Source organism: Thermoanaerobacter ethanolicus JW 200 (genome assembly GCF_003722315.1).
In the GTDB taxonomy this organism is placed as follows: Bacteria; Bacillota; Thermoanaerobacteria; order Thermoanaerobacterales; family Thermoanaerobacteraceae; genus Thermoanaerobacter; species Thermoanaerobacter ethanolicus.
The window spans coordinates 912239-935452 of record NZ_CP033580.1; the positions used below are offsets into that span (position 1 = coordinate 912239).

Annotated in this window: 25 protein-coding genes and 4 pseudogenes; 28 read left to right on the forward strand and 1 reads right to left on the reverse strand. The window is 30.0% G+C overall.

Annotation, left to right across the window (positions count from 1 at the left end; genetic code table 11):
• The first annotated feature begins 170 nt into the window (after positions 1-170).
• The 16 genes and pseudogenes from EB239_RS04475 (at position 171) to EB239_RS04550 (ending at position 15755) form a co-directional block, all read left to right on the forward strand.
• On the forward strand, positions 171-1214 hold the full coding sequence (locus EB239_RS04475) for a radical SAM/SPASM domain-containing protein (protein WP_003871178.1): 1044 nt from the start codon (positions 171-173) through the stop codon (positions 1212-1214).
• Positions 1215-1705: 491 nt separating this feature from the next.
• Entirely contained in the window at positions 1706-1927 is a 222-nt protein-coding gene (locus tag EB239_RS04480) for a hypothetical protein (protein WP_003871179.1), read from the forward strand.
• Positions 1928-2278: 351 nt separating this feature from the next.
• Positions 2279-3139: an SdpI family protein gene (locus tag EB239_RS04485; RefSeq protein ID WP_003871180.1), complete on the forward strand. Its 861-nt coding sequence runs from the start codon at positions 2279-2281 to the stop codon at positions 3137-3139.
• An 884-nt stretch (positions 3140-4023) separates the two neighbouring features.
• A complete protein-coding gene (locus EB239_RS04490; RefSeq protein WP_003869362.1) occupies positions 4024-5307 on the forward strand; it encodes an IS110 family RNA-guided transposase in 1284 nt (427 codons plus the stop codon).
• Positions 5308-5834: 527 nt separating this feature from the next.
• Complete coding sequence (locus tag EB239_RS04495) at positions 5835-7385, forward strand: ABC transporter ATP-binding protein (protein WP_404815210.1); 1551 nt, start codon at positions 5835-5837, stop codon at positions 7383-7385.
• Between the two features lie 141 nt (positions 7386-7526).
• Positions 7527-7951, forward strand: a pseudogene (locus EB239_RS04500) (recombinase family protein).
• A pseudogene (locus EB239_RS04505) lies at positions 7932-9369 on the forward strand (IS200/IS605 family accessory protein TnpB-related protein). Before EB239_RS04500 ends, EB239_RS04505 begins: the two co-directional pseudogenes overlap by 20 nt.
• Before the next feature lie 146 nt (positions 9370-9515).
• Positions 9516-10328: an ABC transporter ATP-binding protein gene (locus tag EB239_RS04510; RefSeq protein ID WP_003870906.1), complete on the forward strand. Its 813-nt coding sequence runs from the start codon at positions 9516-9518 to the stop codon at positions 10326-10328.
• Between the two features lie 2 nt (positions 10329-10330).
• The gene (locus EB239_RS04515; protein WP_003870907.1) at positions 10331-10984 is read left to right on the forward strand and encodes a hypothetical protein; all 654 of its coding nucleotides are present in this window, start codon (positions 10331-10333) and stop codon (positions 10982-10984) included.
• Between the two features lie 109 nt (positions 10985-11093).
• A pseudogene (locus EB239_RS14905) lies at positions 11094-11300 on the forward strand (LuxR family transcriptional regulator); the annotation flags it as partial.
• A gap of 747 nt (positions 11301-12047) precedes the next feature.
• Entirely contained in the window at positions 12048-12743 is a 696-nt protein-coding gene (locus EB239_RS04525) for a CPBP family intramembrane glutamic endopeptidase (protein WP_318261438.1), read from the forward strand.
• A 262-nt stretch (positions 12744-13005) separates the two neighbouring features.
• Positions 13006-13446: a radical SAM/SPASM domain-containing protein gene (locus EB239_RS04530; RefSeq protein WP_318261439.1), complete on the forward strand. Its 441-nt coding sequence runs from the start codon at positions 13006-13008 to the stop codon at positions 13444-13446.
• A complete protein-coding gene (locus EB239_RS04535) occupies positions 13434-14633 on the forward strand; it encodes an MFS transporter (protein ID WP_003870911.1) in 1200 nt (399 codons plus the stop codon). The genes EB239_RS04530 and EB239_RS04535 overlap by 13 nt, the downstream gene beginning before the upstream one ends.
• The gene (locus EB239_RS14595; protein WP_019907346.1) at positions 14630-14782 is read left to right on the forward strand and encodes a hypothetical protein; all 153 of its coding nucleotides are present in this window, start codon (positions 14630-14632) and stop codon (positions 14780-14782) included. Before EB239_RS04535 ends, EB239_RS14595 begins: the two co-directional genes overlap by 4 nt.
• Before the next feature lie 131 nt (positions 14783-14913).
• Positions 14914-15235, forward strand: a pseudogene (locus tag EB239_RS04545) (helix-turn-helix transcriptional regulator); the annotation flags it as partial.
• Between the two features lie 157 nt (positions 15236-15392).
• The gene (locus EB239_RS04550; protein ID WP_003870913.1) at positions 15393-15755 is read left to right on the forward strand and encodes a hypothetical protein; all 363 of its coding nucleotides are present in this window, start codon (positions 15393-15395) and stop codon (positions 15753-15755) included.
• A gap of 145 nt (positions 15756-15900) precedes the next feature.
• Here EB239_RS04550 and EB239_RS04555 read toward each other — a convergent pair whose 3' ends face one another.
• Positions 15901-16818 carry a 1-phosphofructokinase family hexose kinase gene (locus EB239_RS04555; RefSeq protein WP_003870914.1) on the reverse strand — a complete coding sequence of 306 codons (918 nt, stop codon included), beginning with the start codon at positions 16816-16818 and terminating at the stop codon, positions 15901-15903.
• 230 nt (positions 16819-17048) lie between these two features.
• On the opposite strand from EB239_RS04555, the gene EB239_RS04560 reads away from it, so the two are divergent.
• The 12 genes from EB239_RS04560 to EB239_RS04605 all read left to right on the forward strand — a co-directional run bounded on the left by EB239_RS04560 (position 17049) and on the right by EB239_RS04605 (position 23212).
• On the forward strand, positions 17049-17378 hold the full coding sequence (locus EB239_RS04560) for a DUF1648 domain-containing protein (RefSeq protein WP_003870915.1): 330 nt from the start codon (positions 17049-17051) through the stop codon (positions 17376-17378).
• A gap of 67 nt (positions 17379-17445) precedes the next feature.
• Positions 17446-17769, forward strand: coding sequence for a DUF1648 domain-containing protein (locus tag EB239_RS04565; RefSeq protein ID WP_003870916.1), 324 nt, complete (start codon positions 17446-17448; stop codon positions 17767-17769).
• 180 nt (positions 17770-17949) lie between these two features.
• A complete protein-coding gene (locus tag EB239_RS04570) occupies positions 17950-18426 on the forward strand; it encodes a GNAT family N-acetyltransferase (RefSeq protein WP_003870917.1) in 477 nt (158 codons plus the stop codon).
• Between the two features lie 19 nt (positions 18427-18445).
• Positions 18446-19204 carry a hypothetical protein gene (locus EB239_RS04575; protein ID WP_003870918.1) on the forward strand — a complete coding sequence of 253 codons (759 nt, stop codon included), beginning with the start codon at positions 18446-18448 and terminating at the stop codon, positions 19202-19204.
• Positions 19205-19206: 2 nt separating this feature from the next.
• Positions 19207-19383: a YajG family lipoprotein gene (locus tag EB239_RS14915; protein ID WP_003870919.1), complete on the forward strand. Its 177-nt coding sequence runs from the start codon at positions 19207-19209 to the stop codon at positions 19381-19383.
• Positions 19384-19479: 96 nt separating this feature from the next.
• On the forward strand, positions 19480-19644 hold the full coding sequence (locus tag EB239_RS14920) for a hypothetical protein (protein WP_318261440.1): 165 nt from the start codon (positions 19480-19482) through the stop codon (positions 19642-19644).
• A 2-nt stretch (positions 19645-19646) separates the two neighbouring features.
• Positions 19647-19916, forward strand: coding sequence for a DUF3108 domain-containing protein (locus EB239_RS14925; RefSeq protein WP_318261441.1), 270 nt, complete (start codon positions 19647-19649; stop codon positions 19914-19916).
• Between the two features lie 89 nt (positions 19917-20005).
• Positions 20006-20188 (forward strand): hypothetical protein, encoded by a 183-nt coding sequence (locus tag EB239_RS04585; protein ID WP_003870921.1) that lies wholly within the window; start codon positions 20006-20008, stop codon positions 20186-20188.
• 5 nt (positions 20189-20193) lie between these two features.
• On the forward strand, positions 20194-21159 hold the full coding sequence (locus EB239_RS04590; protein ID WP_003870922.1) for an ABC transporter ATP-binding protein: 966 nt from the start codon (positions 20194-20196) through the stop codon (positions 21157-21159).
• A 1-nt stretch (position 21160) separates the two neighbouring features.
• Complete coding sequence (locus tag EB239_RS04595) at positions 21161-21928, forward strand: ABC transporter permease (RefSeq protein ID WP_003870923.1); 768 nt, start codon at positions 21161-21163, stop codon at positions 21926-21928.
• Positions 21921-22742, forward strand: a complete 822-nt coding sequence (locus EB239_RS04600) for an ABC transporter permease (RefSeq protein WP_003870924.1) — start codon at positions 21921-21923, stop codon at positions 22740-22742. The genes EB239_RS04595 and EB239_RS04600 overlap by 8 nt, the downstream gene beginning before the upstream one ends.
• Positions 22718-23212 (forward strand): nitroreductase family protein, encoded by a 495-nt coding sequence (locus EB239_RS04605; RefSeq protein ID WP_003870925.1) that lies wholly within the window; start codon positions 22718-22720, stop codon positions 23210-23212. Before EB239_RS04600 ends, EB239_RS04605 begins: the two co-directional genes overlap by 25 nt.
• Positions 23213-23214: the final 2 nt, after the last annotated feature.

Genomic DNA, 23214 nt, shown 5'->3' on the forward strand with positions numbered 1-23214 from the left:
ATTTCTAACAAAATTATAGGGTTCTTTATCAGCGATAAAACTATGTTCTATGTTAAATCCCTTAAATGAACTTTGTAAAACATGGGACTTAGTATATGTCGTCCTACATAACACGATTTCTAGTTGCTTTTTTAAATAATTGCTAAATCATAAGAGAGGAGTAAACATGAATGAAGGAAGATAATAAGATTGCATTAGAGCATGTAAAAATTTTAAGAGGACCTACGCAAGTAGCTGTTGATATTACGAATAAATGTAATTTTAGGTGTTTACATTGTTATAATTTAAGTGGTGAAAATTGTATCATAGATGAAGAACTATCAGATAATGAGTTTATTGAATTAATAAATGATATTGCGCAAATGAAAGTTTACAATGTATGTTTTTGTGGTGGCGAGCCTTTATTGAGGAAGGAGCTTATTTATCAATGTGCAGAAATTTTACGTAAAAATAATGTGCCTAATGTATCTTTGGTCACTAATGGATTTTTATTAAGTGAAGAAGTTGCAAAAAATCTATATGAAGCAGGGGTTAATAGAGTCCAAATAAGCCTTGATGGTGCTGATGCTAAAACTCATGAGAAATTACGGAAAATGAAAGGTGCTTATGAAAAAGCAATTCAAGCTATAAATAACTTAAGGAAAATAGGCTTTAAAGATATTGATGTTGCATTTTGTCCTACGAAATTTAATATTAACCAAATAAAAGATATCCATAATTTATGCTTAAAATTAGGAGTATCACAGTTACGAATACAACCATTAATGTATTTAGGACGTGCTACTAGGAATCTTGATATTGTTCCCTCTCAGCTTCAATATAGAGATTTAGTTAGAGAGATATATGATATACAAAATAGTGGAAAGCCACCACAAATAGAATGGGGGGATCCTGTAGACCATCTGATACGTTTCCGCACGTTAAGTAAACATTGCATTAATTTTGTTTCAATAAAAGCAAATGGCAGTATTATTGTATCACCATATTTACCATTAACTGTAGGTAATATCAGGAAACATAGATTTGGAGAATATTGGGAAGCAGGTTTAGCTAGAATTTGGGAACTAGATATTGTCAATGAGTTAGCTAGTAAAATAACTTCAATCTCTGACTTTAACAAGAAATACAGTGATATTCCCATTGTTTGGGAAGAAAAAGATATTGAAATTGATATAATTGATAATTATAGAATTGAAAACCATTCTTTAGGTTAACATAAATATAGACATTACAAGATCAATTTTCATTCCTGATTGTGCTTGGCAAGAATAGAGAGTTAATTATTGCGTGAAATTTTCCAAGATATCCGAAATAATGTAAATAACAAAACAGAATCAATAAAAAATTGTACTCCGTAAGCCTGAAAAAGCCATACATATAATAAAACTTTTAATCTGGCTTTTAGAATGTTCAATATTACAAAAGAGTAAAACGAAAAACAAAAAGAGAAGAGGGATGAGCAGCATGGATTGAGACATCATAGAGAAAAGCTTTATCAGTGTCAAAGATAACTTCACAGTTACGTATCTATCAATGACATGTGTGGATTTTTGATTTTAGTTTCGGCAGTTACTACTTTTTACATTAATGGAAGCGAGCTTTCTTTTTCCTCAAGTCTTTTTATATCCAGCATTGTAAGGTTTGACATCCCCTAAAAGATGGGGTTTATCCGACATAACATGGAATATTTAGGAAAGGAGTGAATATGGTGAGTAATTCTAATACTTATGTTACTCCCTCAATAACACCCCTTGGCGGCGGTCATGCTGCTGAACCAGAGGGAATTGTAGCTCTTGCTGTCGCAGCTGTTCTGGCTGCTACAGTTTGGGACGTTGTAGGTGTAGTTAATTACGTTGCTGCATATTTGGTACAAACTGTGGTAGCTGTTACTACTTGGGTTAAAGCGATTGAACCTTCCACAAAATAATAAAATCAATTAGTTTGATAAATTGTACAAATTTAGAAGAAATTCTTGCTTATTGTATGGGCAAGAATTTCTTCTAAAATTTTAGATGATAAGAAGTTCAGTCTTTCCCGAGTGGTAATGCTGCTTTACCAGTATTCCACAGAGGTGAGTTCAAAATTACCTCAGTGAACTAAAAGGGACCTTCCACTTTTAAGTTTATTAGAGACAAAGGACCATTTAAATAAAAATGAGAAATTTAATTATGGGATTGTTTTACCAGGGTAAAAATGGTTTTTTAAGGATTTAATTTGTGTGTTTATTATTAAATTTTTAATGTGGATTACAATCGGATTATAAGGAAGGTGTTAATATATGAATGATTTTATAGGGAGATTATTTCTAACTTTTGGTATTCCATTATTCTTTTTGTTAATAGGGGTGGTATTAAAGTATTTTCCTCCAAAAAAAATAAATTACTTTTATGGCTATAGAACTGAATTTGCTACAAAAAATGAAGATGTTTTCAAAGAAGCAAATAGATACTCTGCCAATTTATTCATTTTGCTTTCGATATTGTTATTTGTAATTAATGTAATAATGTTCATTTTTAATGTATCTTCAGCTATAATGGGAATATCCTTTGGTATTTATATAATTCCTTTATTTATATCTATAATTTATCTTACAGAAAAACATTTGCACAAAATATTTGATGAAAATGGGGTAAGGCGAGATTATAATAGTAATAGAAGTTATAAAGTAAAAGAAGTAGGAGATTTAAATCATATAAATTCAAAAAATGCCATTAAAACTGAAAAAAAATATGTTATCTATTTGTCACTGTTAATTTTTGCTATATCTACAATAATTAATTTAATTTTATATATCAAATTACCACCACAGGTGTATATTCACTTTGGATTGACAGGAAACCCAGATGAGTGGGTTATTGAGAAAACTATAGCAATAGTGGTAGATGAAATTATATTGATATTAGGATGGTTAGGTGTTTTTCTACCCTATTATTGGATATTTCAAATAAGAAAAAATAGATTTTTAATAATATTCCTCTTACTGATATATTCTTTTCTTGAATTGGTGATATTTGATACATTATATTACAACATATATAAAATGCATATAATAAATTTTGTTACATTAGTAGTTTTTTTACTAGTATCTTTTTTGTTAGTTGTAATTGGTATATTGCATGAAAATAAAAAAGTTAGATAAAAGTAATAAAGTTAAGTCCATACAATTATGTAAAAAGAGATGAGCCGTTTCCAGCCCTCTGGTCAGAATAGAAATAGGAACAAACCAAAAATCTCAATTGGAGGGATGAGAAACGGCTCAATACAATATTATCATAGAAGGAGTTTAGTTACTACGGTTGGAACTTTTACCCTGTTTACAATTTCTGAGCTTTGTAAAAATCTTAATCCTTTTATTACGGTATGGAATTCAAGATTTTTAAGAGAAATATTTTCCCTTTATTATAATTCATAATCCGGTATTCCTCTAATAAAGCTTTGTTAATGGGACAAGATGAAAAATGGGGTTAAGGAAGAAAGTATTTAGATATAACTGAATATTTCAAGTGGAAAAAATTCAAAAAAGCTAAGGACGAGGTTTGTTTTTTAATAAAATAACCTTTATCACCACTGTTAGTTTTTAGCAACGCGGAGGAGTCCTGGTGTCAAAGACCGATAAAAGCCTGGAGATAGAATGAGTTGAAAAGTAGAGAGAGTAATCAAATTCTAACTAGAGGGATTTTACATAAAAATTCGGACTTGACCATCTACATGCCTTATATTGCTATTGGATTAGGAATAATTACTTTTGCTTTTTATAAATTTTTGATTTATTTTGGAACTAAAAGATATTATGAAATTAGTTAGTACAAAATCTTATATTTGATTTGGAGGTTGACTATGAAAAAAGAGGAGTATAAACATATATATTTAGTACTAAAGCCTTACTTAATAAAGGAGCATTCCTGTAATGAATAAAAAATAAGGAAGAATGAACTTTGAAAAAATAAGTACCTCCTGATAAAATACAGAGTGTAAGTTCTAGAACTTACCTCGAATTATCAAAATAAACAGGAGGTACCTAAAATGAAGTATACACAAAATGAAAAGATTTTGCAAGTAACAGAAGACACATTAATTGCGGGAGTAGACATAGCAAAAGAAAGCCATTATGCCAGAGCATTTGACTACAGAGGAGTAGAATATGGGAAATACCTAAGATTTGAAAACAATAGAGAAGGTATGACAAAATTTTTTAGATGGGCAAAAGAGTTGATGGAGAGACATAAGAAAAACAAACTAATAGTAGGGATAGAACCGACAGGGCAATATTGGCTATGTTTTGCCCAATACCTTAAAGACAATAACATAAAGGTAGTATTGGTTAATCCATTTCATGTAAAGAGGAGCAAAGAATTAGATGACAATTCTCCCACAAAAAGCGATAAAAAAGACCCAAAAACAATAGCAATGCTAGTAAAAGATGGGAGATATGTAGAGCCGACAATACCTGAAGGAGTATATGCAGAATTAAGGGTAGCGATGGACATAAAAGACAGGTTGAACAAACAAATAGGGATGACAAAAAATCAAATAACAAGATGGATGGACATATACTTTCCGGAGTTTAACACCGTATTTTCAGACTGGGAAGGGAAAGCAGCACTTATCACATTAAGAGAATTTCCAACGCCTGAGAAGATAGCAAAAAAGAGTGCTGAAGAAATAATATCGATATGGAAGAAAGAAGTACAAAGAGGGGTAGGAGAAAAAAGGGCTATAAAGCTGATAGAAACTGCTAAGGAGAGCATAGGGAAGAAGCAGGGCATAAAGATGGCGGAATACGAGATAAAGACTCTCATTGAACAATACGAATTTCTCAAAAAACAAATTGAAGAAATAGAGAAGAAGATAGAAGAATTAATAGTTGAGATACCAGGGGTTAAAGAACTACTAGAAATCAAAGGGATAGGAGTAAATACAGTAGCAGGTTTTATTGCAGAAGTAGGAGATATTGAGAAATATGAACATCCAAAACAGATACAAAAACTAGGAGGATTAAACCTAGTAGAGAATAGCTCTGGTAAACATAAAGGAGAAACGACAATAAGTAAAAGAGGGAGGAAGCGATTGAGGAGAGTACTATTTAATGCAGTAATGGCCTTGGTTGCAAAAAACGAAGAGTTTCGTGAACTACACAAATATTACACTACCAGAGCGCAAAACCCGCTAAAAAAGAAGCAATCACTAATAGTATTGTGCAACAAACTGATAAGGGTATTTTATGTCATATTAAAAAAAGGAGTAAAATATGACCCAATCAAGATGATGAAGGACATAAAGAGGCCAGCCTTACAGGAAGCTGCATAAAAAGTGCTAACATACTATCAAATCAATTAAGGGTTAATCATCTTCTCTTCAGCTTTAAATTACTCACATCTAAAAAGCTGACCCTTAAGAAGAATTAATTTTTAGGGAAAACGAAAGTGTGAACGACGTGACATAAAAGGTAAAGTAAGGAATAAAACAAAAACAACTAGTCAAGATGGTATATTGACAACAAGAGCGGGAATTGTCATACAAGAATAATCACCATACGGGCAAAGACCCTGCAATGGAGCAGAAATGACATCCACCTCATGGCAGGTAGAACGAAGGAATTAAGGACTAAGATCCAGTAAGACATGGGAGGGTAAACCCCATGAGATAAGTGGAGCTATCCCGCCATAATATGGAAATAGGATATGAGGTTTATTAAACTTACCTATTTAATGGTTAGATAAGTAAGAAATGATAATATAAGCCATGAGATGCTCTTGTTGTGATGAGAAAATTAAAGAAAAACTAAGATATTAAGAGAAAATAAAAGATAATAGAGGGAGGTAATAGGATTTTTTATAATAATCTTATCGACGATTATATCTTTATTGAATCCGTATATCATTAAATTGATCATAGATGTAGCAATAGCAAAAAAGGATACATATAATTTAGTAAAATATACAACAGTTTTTACTGGTGTTTATGCGTTAGGAGTTATCTTAAACATTATTCAATCTTACATTTTTACATATATTGGAGAAAAAGTATTATATGATTTAAGATTGAATTTATATAAAAGTGTTATGGATAAAGAAATTACTTTTTTTAACGAAAAACAAACAGGTGAAGTCATGTCAAGAATCCTAAACGAATTACCTGATGTTGTAAATTTATTTGTTGGGACATTTATAAATATAATTACACAGGTAGCGACATTGGTTATAGCGTTTACAATAATGTTTACTATAAATAAAGAGATAACGATAATCTCAATATTAGTAACTCCTCTTATTTATATTGTTTTGAGATATTATAATCCAATATTTAGAAACATAAATCTAGGATTCATGCAGATTAATTCAAAAATTAATAATGTATTACATGAGAATATTTCCAACATAAAAGTAATAAAATACTTGAATACATACAAATTTGCTCAAAGAAGATTTTCAATTGTGCTTCATGAATACATAAATAAAAGGTTTGATAGTATTTATATAAGTAGCATAAGCAATACATTACTCTCTTTTTTATTTTTTATTCCTTCCATAGTTTTGCTTTTATATGGTGGTTACCAAGTAATACTAGGGAAATTAACGATAGGGGGGCTTGTTGCATTATCTTCATATATTAATCAGTTATTTCAACCAATAAAATCGTTGTCAAATATAAATATTGAGTTACAAAAATCAAAAGTAGCATTAAAAAGATATTTTGAACTTATAGAAAAAAGTGAAAGTAAAAAAGATGATAATATAAAAATATCAAAAATAAAGAATGGTATCACGTTAAACAATGTAACTTTTTCATATCAAAAAGATACTAGTATAATCGAGAATTTAAGTTTGAAATTAGAAGTTGGTAAAACCATAAGGATTTTAGGACCTAATGGCAAAGGGAAAACAACGTTAATTGATATAATATGTGGCTTATTAACTCCCCAGTCTGGGATTATAAAATATGATGGTATAGATGTGAAAAATATTAATATATCTTCATTAAAAAGACTTATAGGAGTTGTACCACAAAATGTATCTCTATTTAGTGATACAATAAGGAATAATATTAAGATGGGGAGAGATATTGATGATGAAAAAATAATAGGCTTAGTTAAAAAACTTGGCTTTGATGATTTGATTAACGATAAAACTTTAAATCTTAACAGTATAATTACAAATAATGGAGATAACTTATCAGAAGGTCAAAAAAGAAAAATTACGATACTAAGAGCTTTGGCTCAAGATCCTCAAGTCATCATATTAGATGAAGCATTAACATTTTTGGATAATTACTCAAAAAATAATTTTTGCAAATACTTAAATAAAATCAAAGAAGATAGGATTATTGTAATGATCTCTCATGAAAATATACCGTATATTGATTTTGATATGGAACTATGGATTTAACCAATCACTAAGAGATTTAAACTCATCAAATTTACCTAAGCTTTTTAATTTGGAGATAGAATTATTTAAAAGTGATAATAATTTATTGGGGAGGTAAAAACAGTTGAAATTAGTAGTAAAAAATGATGTAATTTCAATTGGATGACAATAAATGTTATTAACTATAAAAAAGTCAAAGAACTGTATGATATAAGCAGAATTACATTAATAAACTGGGAAAAAGAAGGATTAATAACCCCAGTTAGAACACCAAAAGGAAAAAGAAGGTACAAAAAAGAAGATATAGAGAAGTTATTAGGCATGCTGGAAGAAAAACCAAAACCTAAAGTAATTTTGTATGCAAGAGTATCCACAAAGAAACAAGAAGAATATCTTAAGAATCAAATTAGAAGGCTTGAAGAATACGCCAATTCCCAAGGATGGCAGTATGAAGTCATACATGAGATAGCAAGTGGAGTAAATGAAATAAAGAACTCGCAGAAGACTTAATAGCAATAGTAACATCTTTCGCAGCAAGAATTTACGGACAAAAAGGTGGTAAAAAGCATGATAGTGATACAGGCTAAACTCATTTTTCTAACTCAAGAAGACAAACAAATAGTATTAGATTTAATGAGAAGATGGTCTTCATGCATGAGATTTACATACGAAAGACTCTTACAAGGTTATGATAGACACATACTAAAAAGAGAGCTTCAAGGGATTTTTAACTTAAACTCAAGATACGTAGATGATGCAATAATGAAAGCAAAAAGCACATTAGAATCCTCTAAAGAATTAGGGAATAATCCAAAGAAAGTAATTTTTGGAAGAAGAGACTTGTTTGAAAAACTTCAAAAGCGCCATATAAATGGGAAAGAATATCAAAAGCTAAAAACAAAGTGGCAAGAAAAAAGAAAAGGAAATCTGTATTCAAGAGGAGATAAAAGCAAAAAAGGAAATCTCAACACAAGAATAGAAGTAAAAGAAAATGGCACTTTCTTAAGGATAAATGTAGGGGAAAGAAAATATGTATATACCAAAATAAAAGCAGGCTATAAAAAGAATAAAAGCAGAGAAGAACTCCTTCAGGAAATCGCCGAATCAAACATACCCTACTCTGTAGAATTAAAACTCAAAAATGGCAGTATATACGCCTATTTTGCTATTGAAGAAGAATATCCGGAAGTAAAGATAACAAAAGAAAAAGGAGTCATAGGAATAGACATAAACGCATATCCAGACAACATATCATGGGTAGAAGTAGATGAAAAAGGGAATCTAATAGGCTATGGGAATATACCAATGCCAGAGCTTGCAAGTGGAAATAAAGACAAAAGAGAATACTTCAGATGGCACTATGCTCATGAAATAGTAAAAATAGCAAAACAGAAAAGAAAAGCAATTGTAATTGAGGGATTAGAAATAAAAGACAAAGGCAAAAGAGGAGACTTTTCAGGGAGAAAATCAAGAAGAATAAGACATAATTTCAGTTATAAATCAATTCTTTCAAAAATAAAAACACTGGCAAAAAGAGAAGGGATAGAAGTAATAGAAGTCAATCCTTATTACACCTCAATAATAGGGATGTTAAAATATGCACCGCAATACATGATAACGAAAGATATAGCAGCGGCCTATGTAATAGCAAGAAGGGGATTAGGACTACAAGAAAAGATACCAGATAATTATATAAAGTTTCTCAACGCATTGACTGTAGATGAATTAGAAGAATTAAAAGAACATGTAAAGAAAACAGTTAGAAATAAGCATTTAAAGAAAAAACATTTAAGAGAAATAAACAAAGCAATAGAATTTTTACAAAGCCTTGAGAGTAAGCCAGGAAGGGTGCTAGAAACCTCTGGATGGAACAAGTTTTAGTACCTATGATTTCTGGCAAGTTCTCAAGGTAGCGGTGGTGACACCACTCTCTCCTGAGAAGGTACCAAGAGACTTCTCTGTCCTGAAGGAATTATTAATTCAGGGCAAGTGGGGAGACCCGTAAGGGCGCAAGTTCCTGCTTCTTGGGGCAGGGGCTATGACTTTCCCAAAAACCGCCTGCTGGGGCTGGGAAAGTCTGAAGGGCGGACTATAAATACCCCAGCTATCTAAACTGTACATTTTTGTACAGTTTGGGTAACCAGGTACACGATGAAAATAATTGAAGTAAAAAAACTTAAAAAATCAATAAATGGGAATCCTGTTTTAAAAGATGTAAACCTGATGGTTTTTAAAGGAGAGATTTACGGTTTTTTAGGGAGGAATGGTGCAGGCAAAACAACGACGTTACGTATAATACTCGGTTTACTTAAAAGAGATGGTGGAGAAATAAAAATATTTGGAGAAAATTTGTCCAGAGGACATTTTAAAAAAATAGGAGTTATGTTTGAGTATGAGACTTTAAACCTGGAGTGGACAGTATTGGATAACCTGAGACAAACATGTTATATATATGGAATTGAGGAAAGGGAAATATATAAGTATCTTGATATAATTGAATTTTCCAGAAGTGATGTATATAAAAAAGTGAAACAACTTTCTAAAGGGATGAAAAGGAAAGTTTCTTTAATTAATGCTATCTTGCCGGAGCCGGAATTATTAATTCTTGATGAACCTACATCCGGTTTAGATCCAGAAATGCAGCTTACCATAAGAGAGATTCTATTAAAGTTTAAATTGCAAGGCAAAACTATACTTTTTAGTTCTCACAATTTAAATGAAGTACAAAAAATAAGCGACAGAATAGGATTAATAAAAGAAGGAGAAACATTGCTAGAAACTCAAATTAAAAAAGAGCTGTATTTAGTAGAGGGTAATTATCCTGAACTTTTGGATAATAAAGTAAAAGACAAGAATCTTTATGTAGTTGATGAAAAAGTAATTAAAGAGTTTAATATCCAAAAGTATCAAGCTATCAAAGACATTGAAGAATTATATATAAAGATTATGGGGATGGAGGCGTAAAAATGCTAAAACTTATAAGATTAGAAGTTGTTAATTTTTTAAAAGTGTCAATATTCCCTTTTATCCTTTTAAATTTGGTTGTAGCAATTGTTGTAAAAAATATGAAAAATGTTTTTGATTTATTGAGTTCTTCTTCTGATATTTGCACTTTTTATATTTTATTTCTTATGATTATAATTTCGTATGCAGCTGCTTTTATGACGACTATAAATTTTGAAAAAGAAAAATTAAGTAATCTCTATCATAGATATTTTGTTTTGCCTCTACCACCAGGGATAATTTTTGCAATTAAACTCTTTCCTTCTATCATCTGTAGTATGTGTGTAGTATTAATTTGGGGAATAGTTATGTTTTTAATGTTTCACCCTGTTACATTAATTACTTTTATTATGGCGTTATGTAATGCCTTGATTTTTGTGATTGGAAGTATTTTATTAATCTTCTATTTTGATCTTACTTTAAAGAATGTTTCAATTGTATATGGAATTAAATTCATTTTAATATTTGTGCTTTCATACCTCCCCAATTTTATAGTTTCCCAGAATGTTTCTATAAAAGTTGTAAATTATAGTATTATTATTTTCACCTTTTTACTCTTTATTACGGGTATTATTTTTGTTAATAATGTTGATTCTGAAAAAGTAATACTATCATGATTATATGGATAATATTGATGCGAGGCAAAATGAAGATTATTTTACTCTTTTTGGAATTTATGCATGCAAAATATATAGTGATGAGAAAGGGAAAGATAGTAAGATATGTATATATCAGAAAATTGTGGATGAAGTATCAATGGTAATAAAACTGCTAGCTGAGAAAATAGCAAGTGAATATGAAAAGATAGTAAAAGAAAAAGAGCTAAAAGAGATAAAGATAAAATTAAATGACAGGCAGACAAAAATACTGGCATTAGAGGCAAAGGGATACAGAGAATTAGACATAGCAGAAGCTCTGGGGATAGATAAATGACATCCACTTCATGACAGAAAGAATTAAGAACTAAGTTCCAGTAAAACATGGGAAGGTAAACTACATGAGATATGTGTTAAAGCATTTTGCTATAATATGGAAATATGATATAGGGCTTATTAAACACATCCATTTAATGGTTAAATAAGTAATAAATTATAATATAAGCTATAAGGTGTTCTAGTTGTGATGAGAAATTTAAAAAAACTAAGATATAAGAAAAAATAAAAGGATAACAGAAGGAGGGAGGTGACGTGATCGAGTATTTGATTGACCACTAAATTCTAGGAATTCTAAAGATATTGTAAAACCGGATTCTGTACAAGTGGATCCAGGACCAGTAATGGGGTGTTCAATTTATTATTGCCCTTTGGACTGGATGTGTGGTGGCAAGGTAAAAGTGCGATCCTTATTGTGCATCATACTGTTATTACAGCTGGTAAATTTTAAAAAATAGAAATTACGATAAAGTGTTATTGCGGTATAGATACCGCATATTTTTTACAAGAATGGGTGGTTAGAGTGATAAATAGATTAACTAAATTAATCTTAATATTTCTTATATTTAATACAGGCTTTGTATATGGAACACGATTTATAATTGGAAATATACTGCGAATTATCTTTAAAATTTTTGATATTCACAATCCCCCTATTATAGGAATGATCAGTACTTTAACATATAATTATACATCACAATTTTTGTTGTTATTTATAATACTGTATTTATTGAAAAAATTTGATTATATGAAATATGTCAAAATTTCTTTAAAAGCGTTTTTAAAATTGATAGTTTTTACAATATTACTGGTAGGAATTACAAAATGTTTGTTGGATATATTTCATATATACAATTTTACTATTTGGACTGGCATAGAGGAGAAGTCGTTATATTGGGTTAGTTGGGTAGATTATGTAGGGGCAATATTATTTATTTTTTTATTTGTGTTTGTTGCCCTAACGGAAGAATACTTATTTAGAGTTATTATTTATCATAAAGTATCAGAAATAATTAGTCTGAAGAATAAAGTTTTACATGCAATAATTGCTGTTTTATTGACAAATATATTATTTGCGATGGGACATTGGCCTTCTCATGGTTACAAATTATTACCGTATTTATATTTAACTTTATGGGGAATATATTTTAGTTATTTGTATTTGCGGACAAAAAACATATATACAGCCTGTGTAATGCACTTCATATTAAATGCTGGAATTATAGTAACATGGCCTCTTAAGAATCTTTCACTTATTTTAAATGCAGGTGAGATTTTTTATATTATTGTCTCTATATTTTTAATAGAAGCATATAAAATTTTTAAATATTTCAATAGAAACAACAAAACTCTAAATAAATTATCAGAGAGAAATATTGAAACAGGTGAAAACCAGACCTTTTATGAAATTAATAAAAATGAGTTTTGGAAAAGGATGTTTTAAGGGAAAAGTAAGTTTCTAAAGCAATATCAATTTTAATCCGCTATTGATAACAAATTTGGAGGTATATGATTATAAGTAATGATTGAGGGCATAAAAATGTTTTTGAATTTGTTGATTTACCTTCTCAACAGAATTTTTTTTATTTTGATAATACTATTTAATTTATTTGGCTTCTGATATAACAACTGTAAAATTGTTAAGCGATTTGGGAGTTACTTCAGTTAAATTTGCACGCTTGAAACCTTGGGATTGGGGGCAACAATTGTCAAACATTATACCAAATAAGGAGGAAATAAAGAAAGTTAACGAAAAAATTTGGAATATAGAAGGAAAATATAAAGGCATTAAAATAATGGGAGATGTACCCAAGTCTATTGAAGACCAAAAGGTTCCAGGTTGCAATATAAACGTCGGTTTTGAAATTCAACCTGATGGGAATGTGCTTCCATGCCGGATTTTCGAGCAAAGAGTAGATGATAAAATAATTCTAGGCAACATAAAATCACAAGATATTTTTGAAATATGGAATAGTGAGAAAGCAAAAAGGATAAGAAGTTATTCCAAGAGATTAAGCAAAAGATTTCTGTGTACTAAATGTGAATTTGCTCGCTTCTGTTCTACAAATTATTGTATTGCTGGAAATTTCATAAAATTTGGTAAATTTATTCCTTCAGAGGAGGATTTAAATAAATGCAAAATTTAAAAAGGAATGAACGATTTTTCTTGACAGTAACATTGTTTTCAAGTTTTTTTACATCTTTAATGGCACCATTTTGGGTAATATATTTTAATAAAATTAATTTAGATTTTTCACAAATTTCACTCCTCATAATAATAAACCACATAGCGGTCACATTATTTGAAATACCTACGGGTGCTTTTGCTGATACATATAGCCGTAAATTTTCTGTTCTTTTATCTTTATTGATTGGCAGTTTAACTTCTATTGGGATATATTTCAACACCTCTTTTACAGTTTTATTATTTTTATATTTCTTATCAGGAGTTGGAGCAACTCTTAATTCTGGAGCCTTTGAATCTTGGTTTGCTGATTCGTTTCTTTTGGGTCAAAAAGAAATAGACCTGACAAAATACTGGGGACGTCTTACAAGTTTTAACTATTTAGGTAGTACGATAGGATTTTTAGGAGGCAGCGTTTTAGTACGTTATAATATCTTTAGAGAAATCTGGCTAATAGAAGGTATAGGGATTTTTTTGGTTTTTATTTACGTATTTTTAGCGGGCAAAGAAGCTAAATTACAGAAAAAAACGGACGAATACAGTTACAGAGAGTATTTTAATAAAATTGCTAAAGGAACTGTGTATCTATTTAAACACAGGATTTTGTTATCCATTACAGTCGGGTCTTTTTTCTTCTTTTTTTCGTCAGGAATCATGTCAATGTTGTGGCAGCCCTATTTCGAAAGGGCAGGCATACCTGTAGAATTGTTTGGTATTATTTTAGCATTAACGATGGTACTTAGTATTTTTGTGCCCCGTTATGCTGACAGGATAGCTGAAAGATTTAAAGGGGCAGCTCGCACACTAATGATTGTCAGTATTACATCTGCATTGTTTATATTTATGATGTATGCGATTCCCAAGTATTCATTTATACCTTATATTATTTATACAGCAGTATATTCTGCACACACTCCGATTTTTATGGCTTATTTTAATAAGTTAATACCTTCTTCAGAGCGTGCAACGATTATTTCAATATATAGTTTGTTTATTAGTGTTTCTACAATTCTATGTACTTACTCCTTTGGAATCTTAAGTGACAAAAAGGGGCTTTATGCTGCACTTTTCTTATCTTTAATTACAGCTTTAATTTCTAGTATACCTTTTAAAAGGGCAATAGGATTAGAAAAAGAGCTGTGCCTTTGAGTACTTTAGACAATAGAGGAAGAACTGGTGGAAGTCTTGAAAAAAGCAGGACTATTGGGTGGTTTAAATATCTGCCAGAGGGCTTTGAGGTAGTTTTTGACGTGAGTAGTAGGTACGCCAGAAAAAATGGATTATTGGGTACATATTAATAAAGCGGTACACCGGGTATAAACAGTTTTATGATTTTTACTGCTATAAATCCGTATTTTTAAACAAATGCAGCAAAAGTGTTGTATGAAGCACTTGAAAGAGTAAAGAAGATGAGCGAATTTATTATCATGGTTATGTTGATATATCAACTATTAATAAAAAAATCACAAATGAAGTATCAATGGTAATAAAACTGCTGGCTGAGAAAATAGCAGTTGAATATGAAAAGATATTGAAAGAAAAAGAGATAAAGATAAAATTAAATGACAACCAGATAAAAATACTGGTATTGGAGGCAAAGAAATACAGAGAATTAGACATAGCAGAAGCTCTTGGAATAGGGGTTGTGACTGTGAAATATCACAAGAGAAAGATATTAGAAAAACTTGGAGTAAAAAATATCAAAGAGGCAGTGATAAAAGCAGAAGTTAGGTTTAATAGATGTAGATTAAAATTTGAGACTATACTTTAGTATAGTTTTTTTCTTATTTATGTAAACATTAACTGGAAATGTAATAAAGACTATACTAAAGTATAGTAGACAAAGTATAAATTTGGATATTATAATGGTAGTAGGAAAAGTTTAGTATAAAAGAGGTGAGGTATATTATGAAAAATTTAAATGTTAACAAGAAAGAGAATGAAGTGATGGAAAGTGAAAATAAAAAAGATATAAAAAGAATGTTAAAAACGATCTATTTTCTCATCGCCGAGGGAGGGTTAGTGTGTCTTTTGGCAGTAGGGTTTAATACATTGAAGATGGAATATAATTTTGTGTATGGAATACTGCTTGCGATTTTATCTTTTCCTGTTTTTGCAGGTGTTGTGTATTATCCTCTTAGGAAATATGCCAGTGAAAATTTGCGGTTTATTAACGCTTCCGTTGACGGATTTATTTCTGATTTAATATTGGTACTATCTTTCCTTTTTTTCGTACTGACATTTAAGATTCCACTATTAAAATTGGGTTAAAAATATATAGGAGGCAGTATGCATGTCTAAAAATCTGAGATGACAAGATAATGTAATATAAATGGGCGTAGCTCTTGACAGACTTTTTGGCATTTATATATGTGGTGCCATTTTTTATTTTATGGTAGGCTTACGCCCATTTAAGTTATATCCTTTTTACAATAGCTTTATCAAGAAGATTTATTACGTCCTTTATCTTGCACAAGGTTGTTCCTTCATTCATTACTGAAGCAGAACTGCTGGCTACTGCCCACTTTAATGCCTCTTCTACTGACTCATCTCTTTTATAAACAAATCCTGCAAGAAAAGAGTCTCCAGCTCCTACGGCGCTTTTTACTTTTACTTCTATTGGCTCTATTTTGTATGTTTCTTTATCTACATAAGCAATAGCACCCTCTTTTCCAAGGGTTACAAGCACATCATTTATACCATATTTTTCACTTATTTCTTTTGCAGCAGAAGGTACTTCCTCCTTTTTTAAATCTCTTCCTAATAATCTTGATAGCTCAAATAAATTGGGCTTTATGCCAAAAGGATGTGCTTTTACAGCCTCTTTAAGATTATCCCCATCGGTATCAACATATACCCTAAGGCCTATGTCATTACATAGTTTTACAATATCAAAATAAACTGATGAAGGTAAACCTTCAGGCAAACTTCCAGAAGCTATAAGAGTATCTCCTCTTCTTGTTATTGCTTTTATCATGTCTATGATAAGGTCGTATTCTAAGCTTGTAAGCGGTGCACCAGGTAGGCTCATTCTATACTGGCCTTTTAAAGTTTGTATTATAATATTCATGCGTGTTTCTTTCTCTATTCTTATTGCTGAATACAGTACTCTTTCTTTTTCCAGAAGAATTTGTATCTTATTTCCATTATTGCCTCCTAAAGGGCATATGGCAATGGAATTTCCGCCAATTTCTTTTATAACCCTTGACACATCAATACCTTTTCCTGCAGCATAATCTTCAATTCTATATACTCTTATTGTGTCTTCAAGTATAAGGTCATTGACATATAAATATCTATCTAAACTTGGGTTTAGTGTCAGCGTGAAAATCAAATTTATCTCCTCCTTATGTATACTCTTTTTTCCATTATAAACTATTAAAAGATGAGTTACAAGGTATTATAGTTTGAAATACTATATGAAAGTATAGTGGATTTTATAGGAAGCAAATGTTATAATTATAACAAATAATTGGTATCTGTAGTTCTTAAGGTTGGTTTGATATATAAAAAGAAAAAGCTAATTGAAGAGAAAAACGTAATATAAGAAAGGAGAAAAATTTTATGCGAGCAATAAGTTTTTTAGGCAAAAATAACTGGTTATTTGCTGTTTTCACATTTATCATAAACATCATTTTTTATAAGGCATTGCCTGAGAATGTTGCTATTCAGTGGCATTTTGATGGTAGTATTTCAAATACTGTCTCTAAAATGACATTTATTTTTATACTTCCTTTAATACAATTATTATTTTATGGATATGTGAAACTCAAGACAAAAAGTATAGGGGAAACACTTTATACGTATTTATACACTATTTTTGTTAATCTGCTTATGCTAAGTGTAGATGTAATAATTCTTATAATAAATTTAAAAAGCGTTTTGAAAAGGTAATTGTAAGTTTAACTTTTTGAAAACATTTTATAGTAAAAATAAGTAAATAAAGGAGGATAGTACTAAAATGTCAAGAAGAGTAATAAAATATTTTTATAAATGTGGCTATATTTTTCCAGTTATAACCTTTATTATAAATATTTTTGCATATAAGTATCTACCTGAAAGTATACCACTTCAAAGGGATGCTTTTGGAAATATAAATTATGCTGTATCTAAGTTGGAATTTATATTTTTTATACCTGTATTGCAGTTGTTTTCTTATATTGCAATAAAATATCCTCAAGCAAAAGGGAAAAGGAAAATTTCTCATGGGATATATGATATTGCAGCAGGGGTTATACTTTTACTTTTTGACATTTTTCTATTGTATGTTTTTATACGAAAATAGTACCCTTTCTGATTATAAATAGTTAGAACTGTTAGAAGGCAACCTGATAGAGATATGTTAAAACTATGTTAAATTTTGCTACGCTTTGGAAATAAAAGAAGGATTTTAAGGAATTTTGTAGAATTTATAGTATTGTGTAAAAAATTTCTTGTCTAATAACTTCCAAATGGAGGTAATTTTATGGGATTAAAAATTAGAGAAGCTATTATTTCGGACTATGAAAATTTATTATTACTAGTGAAGGAAGTGCATGAGATTCATTATAAAGCTAGGCCAGATTATTACAAAGATACCGATATTCCACTGGACAAAGAAGATTTTATAAATAAGTTGTCTCACACAGAGTATAAAATTATGGTTGCAGAAAATGAAAACGATGAGATAGCAGGGTATATAATTTATAAAATAAAAAAGATTGAAGAGCATCCGCTTCTTGTTGACAGAGTAGTAGTATATATAGAAGATTTATGCGTAGCAGGAAGATTTAAAAGAAAAGGTATTGGAAAGAAACTTTTAGAAAGTGCTATTGAATATGGGAAAGAAATTAATGCTTCTTCAATTGAATTGACTGTATGGGCTTTTAATGAAAAAGCAATAAAATTTTATGAATCCCTGTCTTTCAAGCCTCAAAGTATAAAAATGGAAATGATTTTATAATCTAAAAGGGGTGCTTTAAATGTTTTTTGTAATGGTACTTGTTGATGTAATTATAGTATTTTCGTTCTTGTTTATAGCACTGAGAAAGGGAGATATACATATAAAAAACAAGATGTGGGTGTATTTGTTCATTTCTGGTTTTTTATTTCAAATAGTATTTTTATTGAGAAAGCACTGGGAAATTTATCTCTTAAGTTTAAACACTTCATTGTGGTATGTACTTACAATTGTGCAGGCGGATAATGCTTTTTGGGAGGAATTAGCCAAATTATTAGCTGTTTTGGTTGTAGTATACTTTCTTGATAAGAATATGATGGTACAATTTAAAGATTTAAAATATTCTACAGCGATTTTTACATATACAGGGCTTGCTTATGGTATAGGCGAAGCGATGTCTTTGATGTTTTTGCTTTATAATCCTCAATATGGTAGAGTTTTCGGAATGCAGTTTCCTGTAGGAACATTTGTCGGTTTTGTTTATGTTTTTGAAAGATTTCTTGCTATTCAAATGCACGGCATTATGGGAGGAATAATAGGAATAGGCTTTAGCAGGTATATTTTTAATAAAAAATTCGTTAGTCTCTTGATATATTTTGCTGTTGCAATGCTTTATCACATGTTTATTGACAACTTTGCGATGTTTTTTCAATATTATCCTGCTTTGCGTTCTGTTCTTATTTATGCTTATGTAGTATTTTTGCTGTCAAGTACACTGTTAGGCTATGTTTTGCTTTATTTTCTTTATAAAAATGCTATTAAAAGGGAAAGGAGAGTCTGAGTATGTTAAAAAAATTTTTACTGCCAGTTATAATTTTTACATTGTTTGTTCTTGCGGGCTGTTCATCAAATGCAAAGCCTATGGAGTTTGACAGGATTCCTTGGGGAGATTATCAGAGGCTTACCTATGATATTTTTGAAAATGACAAACTGGTAGGCACAGCAGAATTTACAATTTAAAAGTCTCAAAGCACAAGTACTTATGAGATATCGTCTATCACAAAGATTGATTCAACACAGCTGAATACCGGTACTACAGTTAAATCTGATACTTTAATGCCTGTAAGTTCTTACTACAATGTAATGTCACCACAAGGAGATATAAAAATAGAAACTACCTACAAGGATAAGTGGAATATTAAGGCTAAAACTCCCAAAGGGGAGCAGAATCTAACTGTTAAACTTCCTAAATACTATTATGATATGACTCTCTTCTTATGATTATGAGGGCATATCCATTTAAGGTAGGCGCAAAGTTTACAATATATGATGCAATAGCTTCAACTGCTCAGATAGCACCTATTACAAATAAAGTTGTATCTAAAGAGAAAGTTATTGTCCCTTATAGAGAAGCAGAATGCTTTAAAGTTGAGTTAAAAGCAGGCCCATCAAAGCAATATATCTGGTATTCAGATGATGAAAATAGGCTTTTGTATCAGTATGATAATGGAAAACTTGTGTATAAGCTTAAAAAGGTTGAAAATAACAAATAAAATGTTTTTGAACAGATTCTTTATAATGGTTTTGGAATCGGGAGTGTTTTTACTTTTTGCAAACTATATATTTGAGAGGGTGAGTTAAAGTGAGGGGAGATTTGGGAAATATATTTAAAGATAACTTAATCGATATATGGGAAAATAATGTTATACTAAAAATGTGCAGCAAAAGTTCAAGATGTTTAGCGGAAGTATATGAAAATAATGAGAAATTTAGAGAGCAAATAAAATCAATTATAAAGGCACAAGAAAATAATTTATTAAGGTGATAAAAATGGATACTGTAATTAATTGCACAAATATATATAAATCATATATTAAGAAGAGATGGTTTAAAGTTGTAAAAAGAAATGATGTATTAAAAAATTTAGATATAAAAGTAAGAAAAGGTGAAATCTACGGTTTACTAGGGCTTAATGGAGCAGGTAAAACTACCCTTATTCGAATTATAACAGGGATTTTATTGCCAGACAAAGGAAATGTTGAAATATTTGGAATGAGATATGATAAACATGAAAAAGAAATTAAATCCAAGATAGGTGTAGTTATGGGAGGAGATCGCTCCTTATATTGGAAACTGTCTGCGGAAGAAAATCTGGAATTTTTTGGGACTTTATATAATGTCCCAAAGAAAAAGCTTAAGAAAAATATAGAAATATATTTGGACTATGTTGGATTAGGTGAACATAAAAAGGATTTAGTTGAAACCTATTCTAAAGGTATGAAACAAAGACTGTTAATAGCTAAATCCTTAATAATTGATCCTGAAGTTTTAATTTTGGATGAACCAACAGTTGGATTGGACATACAAGTAGCATTTGAATTTAGAAAATTATTAAAAAGGTTAAATGAAGAATTAGGTTTGACTATATTATTAACTACTCATTATTTACATGAAGCAGAAGAGTTATGCTCCAGAGTAGGTATATTGAAGGGTGGCAGAATTGTTGAAGAGGGAACAATTGATTATTTGAAGAGAAAAAATAAAATGGAAGAAGTGGTCGAATTTAAGTTAAAAACGGAGATAGATGATAATTTAGAAAAGGAGATTTTAAATTATGGTTCAATAAACAAATTATCTGTGGATAATTACTTTACATATCAAGTAAGGACTAGCAGTATATATAGAGAAAAAATCATTAGTTTATTAAGTTCTCAAAGTAAATTAACTTTTTTAGAGGTAAAAGGGGTTACTTTAGAGGATATAGTTTCAAATTATTTTGAAGAAGGGGTTATTTAATATGAGACATATATTAGCAGCTGCAAAGTCGGAGTTTTTAATTTTAAGTAGATATCCGCTGAATTTATTTTATAACATAATTGCTGTTCTTTTTTCTTTGTTACCATTATTTTATATTGCAAAAATTTACAACGTTGAACAAGCACAGTATTTGTGGATTTTATCTGGAAGCCTATTTTGGATGTATATATCTCAGGCACTATGGACTATAGGTCTTTCACTTAGAAAGGAACAAGAAATGGGCACATTAGAGCAAATTTTAATGTCACCTTCTAATCTGATTTACATAATGTTAGGAAAAAGTATAGTCACTGTTGGAATTAATAGTTTGACATTGTTAGTAGGTTTGCTGTTGATTAGATATGTATTTGATTGTCGGATTAATTACGCTTTAACAGTAGTAGTTATATTAATTAGTATGCCGTCTGTTTTTGGATTTTCGTATATAATATCTGGTATAGTATTAAAATTTAAAGAAATATTTGCATTTTTACAGGTTATAAGTGGAGTTTTGCTTATTTTTAGTGGTGTAAGCCAACCTGCAACATTCCTGCCTTACAATTTAGGGAAATTAAGTAGATTTATAGTTTTTGAAAAAATGATTTATACATTTAGACGAGTTGTAATTGATTCTGCATCTTTTTTAGCAATATATAGTCAATTGATATATATATTTATTTATGGATTTGTTCTGAATATAATTGCTGTCTTCGTCTTTTATTATTTTAAGAAGAAAGTGATGAAAAATGGGGATGTGTTTTATGTTTGATAAAGCATATGTATTTTTAAAAAAGGAATTACTTTTTCTAATTAGATATCCGATGCAAATAATTTTTGAAATACTTTTACCTGTGATTAATATGTTACCTGCTATATTTCTAGCAATATATCTAACATCATCTAACCATATTAAAAGTTTTGAGAAAGTTACAGGAACAAATAATTATTTTGTTTTTATTAGTATTGGTATTGTTTTTTCTATATTTAATTCTATCCAAGAACAAACAAGCTATGTTTTATCTAAAGAAATGTGGATGGGCACTTTAGAGCAAATTTGGATTTCTCCCGTAAAGAAAATTAATTTGGTATTAGGGTGGATATTCTTTAGTTTTATAAAGGCAATATTGTATACTATTGCTTCAGCAATAATTTTAAAGTTTATATTTATATACTTAAATATAAGTTTTAGTATTTATAGTTTACCATTATTAGTTTTATCGTTTTTGCTTTTATTAGCTGTTTCGGTTTGTAGCGGGATAATCATATGTAGTATTACTCTAAACATAAAGCAGTTAGATTCTTTTGTATTTTTAATAACGGGAGCTGTGCCATTGTTAAGTGGAAGTACATTCCCGATTTCTGTGCTTCCACCGAAAATACAACTGATTTCAAAGGTGTTGCCAACAACTTATATATTTGATTTAATTAGACATTCTATACTTAAGAGCAATACTATATTCGACCCAATTATGGAATTAACCCTGGTTTTCTTTTATGTGATTATTATGATGATTATATCTGTCTTTATCTTTAAACTATTAAAAAGAAGGGTTGAAAAATGTGGGACAATCTATATGATGTAAGAGATAAATTTTGTTCACGAAGAAGCGTTAGGAATTATTTGAATGTTAGTCTTGACCAGGATGTAATTAAAGTATTAATGGAAATCGGATATAGTGGACCTGTCTCAGGAGGACTAAGGTGTGTTTTTATAAAAGAGATAAGTAATAGCGAAGAAAAATACATTTGTTATAAAGGAACTTATTATCAGAAACATGTTTTAAGAGCACCACATATTTTTTTAATTGGATGTAATGATTCGATTATTGAAGAGAAATATAACGGAGAGTTTGTAAATATATTTAGTTGTCAAAATTCGGTTATTGCTGCACAAAACATTATTATTGCTGCACATGAAATGGGAATCGGGACATGTTTTGTAGGGGCAATTAGAAAAGATGTAATAATAGATGGGTTAAAACTGGACAAAGGCTATAACCCTTGGTGTATATTATGCCTAGGTATAGGTAGGGATGATAACATTGGAATATAAAA

Coding starts and splice junctions, on each gene's coding strand:
- EB239_RS04475 (WP_003871178.1), top strand. CDS start 171: ATGAAGGAAGATAATAAGATTGCATTAGAGCATGTAAAAATTTTAAGA.
- EB239_RS04480 (WP_003871179.1), top strand. CDS start 1,706: ATGGTGAGTAATTCTAATACTTATGTTACTCCCTCAATAACACCCCTT.
- EB239_RS04485 (WP_003871180.1), top strand. CDS start 2,279: ATGAATGATTTTATAGGGAGATTATTTCTAACTTTTGGTATTCCATTA.
- EB239_RS04490 (WP_003869362.1), top strand. CDS start 4,024: ATGAAGTATACACAAAATGAAAAGATTTTGCAAGTAACAGAAGACACA.
- EB239_RS04510 (WP_003870906.1), top strand. CDS start 9,516: ATGAAAATAATTGAAGTAAAAAAACTTAAAAAATCAATAAATGGGAAT.
- EB239_RS04515 (WP_003870907.1), top strand. CDS start 10,331: ATGCTAAAACTTATAAGATTAGAAGTTGTTAATTTTTTAAAAGTGTCA.
- EB239_RS04525 (WP_318261438.1), top strand. CDS start 12,048: ATGAAATATGTCAAAATTTCTTTAAAAGCGTTTTTAAAATTGATAGTT.
- EB239_RS04535 (WP_003870911.1), top strand. CDS start 13,434: ATGCAAAATTTAAAAAGGAATGAACGATTTTTCTTGACAGTAACATTG.
- EB239_RS04550 (WP_003870913.1), top strand. CDS start 15,393: ATGAAAAATTTAAATGTTAACAAGAAAGAGAATGAAGTGATGGAAAGT.
- EB239_RS04560 (WP_003870915.1), top strand. CDS start 17,049: ATGCGAGCAATAAGTTTTTTAGGCAAAAATAACTGGTTATTTGCTGTT.
- EB239_RS04565 (WP_003870916.1), top strand. CDS start 17,446: ATGTCAAGAAGAGTAATAAAATATTTTTATAAATGTGGCTATATTTTT.
- EB239_RS04570 (WP_003870917.1), top strand. CDS start 17,950: ATGGGATTAAAAATTAGAGAAGCTATTATTTCGGACTATGAAAATTTA.
- EB239_RS04575 (WP_003870918.1), top strand. CDS start 18,446: ATGTTTTTTGTAATGGTACTTGTTGATGTAATTATAGTATTTTCGTTC.
- EB239_RS14915 (WP_003870919.1), top strand. CDS start 19,207: ATGTTAAAAAAATTTTTACTGCCAGTTATAATTTTTACATTGTTTGTT.
- EB239_RS14920 (WP_318261440.1), top strand. CDS start 19,480: ATGCCTGTAAGTTCTTACTACAATGTAATGTCACCACAAGGAGATATA.
- EB239_RS14925 (WP_318261441.1), top strand. CDS start 19,647: ATGAGGGCATATCCATTTAAGGTAGGCGCAAAGTTTACAATATATGAT.
- EB239_RS04590 (WP_003870922.1), top strand. CDS start 20,194: ATGGATACTGTAATTAATTGCACAAATATATATAAATCATATATTAAG.
- EB239_RS04595 (WP_003870923.1), top strand. CDS start 21,161: ATGAGACATATATTAGCAGCTGCAAAGTCGGAGTTTTTAATTTTAAGT.
- EB239_RS04600 (WP_003870924.1), top strand. CDS start 21,921: ATGTTTGATAAAGCATATGTATTTTTAAAAAAGGAATTACTTTTTCTA.
- EB239_RS04605 (WP_003870925.1), top strand. CDS start 22,718: ATGTGGGACAATCTATATGATGTAAGAGATAAATTTTGTTCACGAAGA.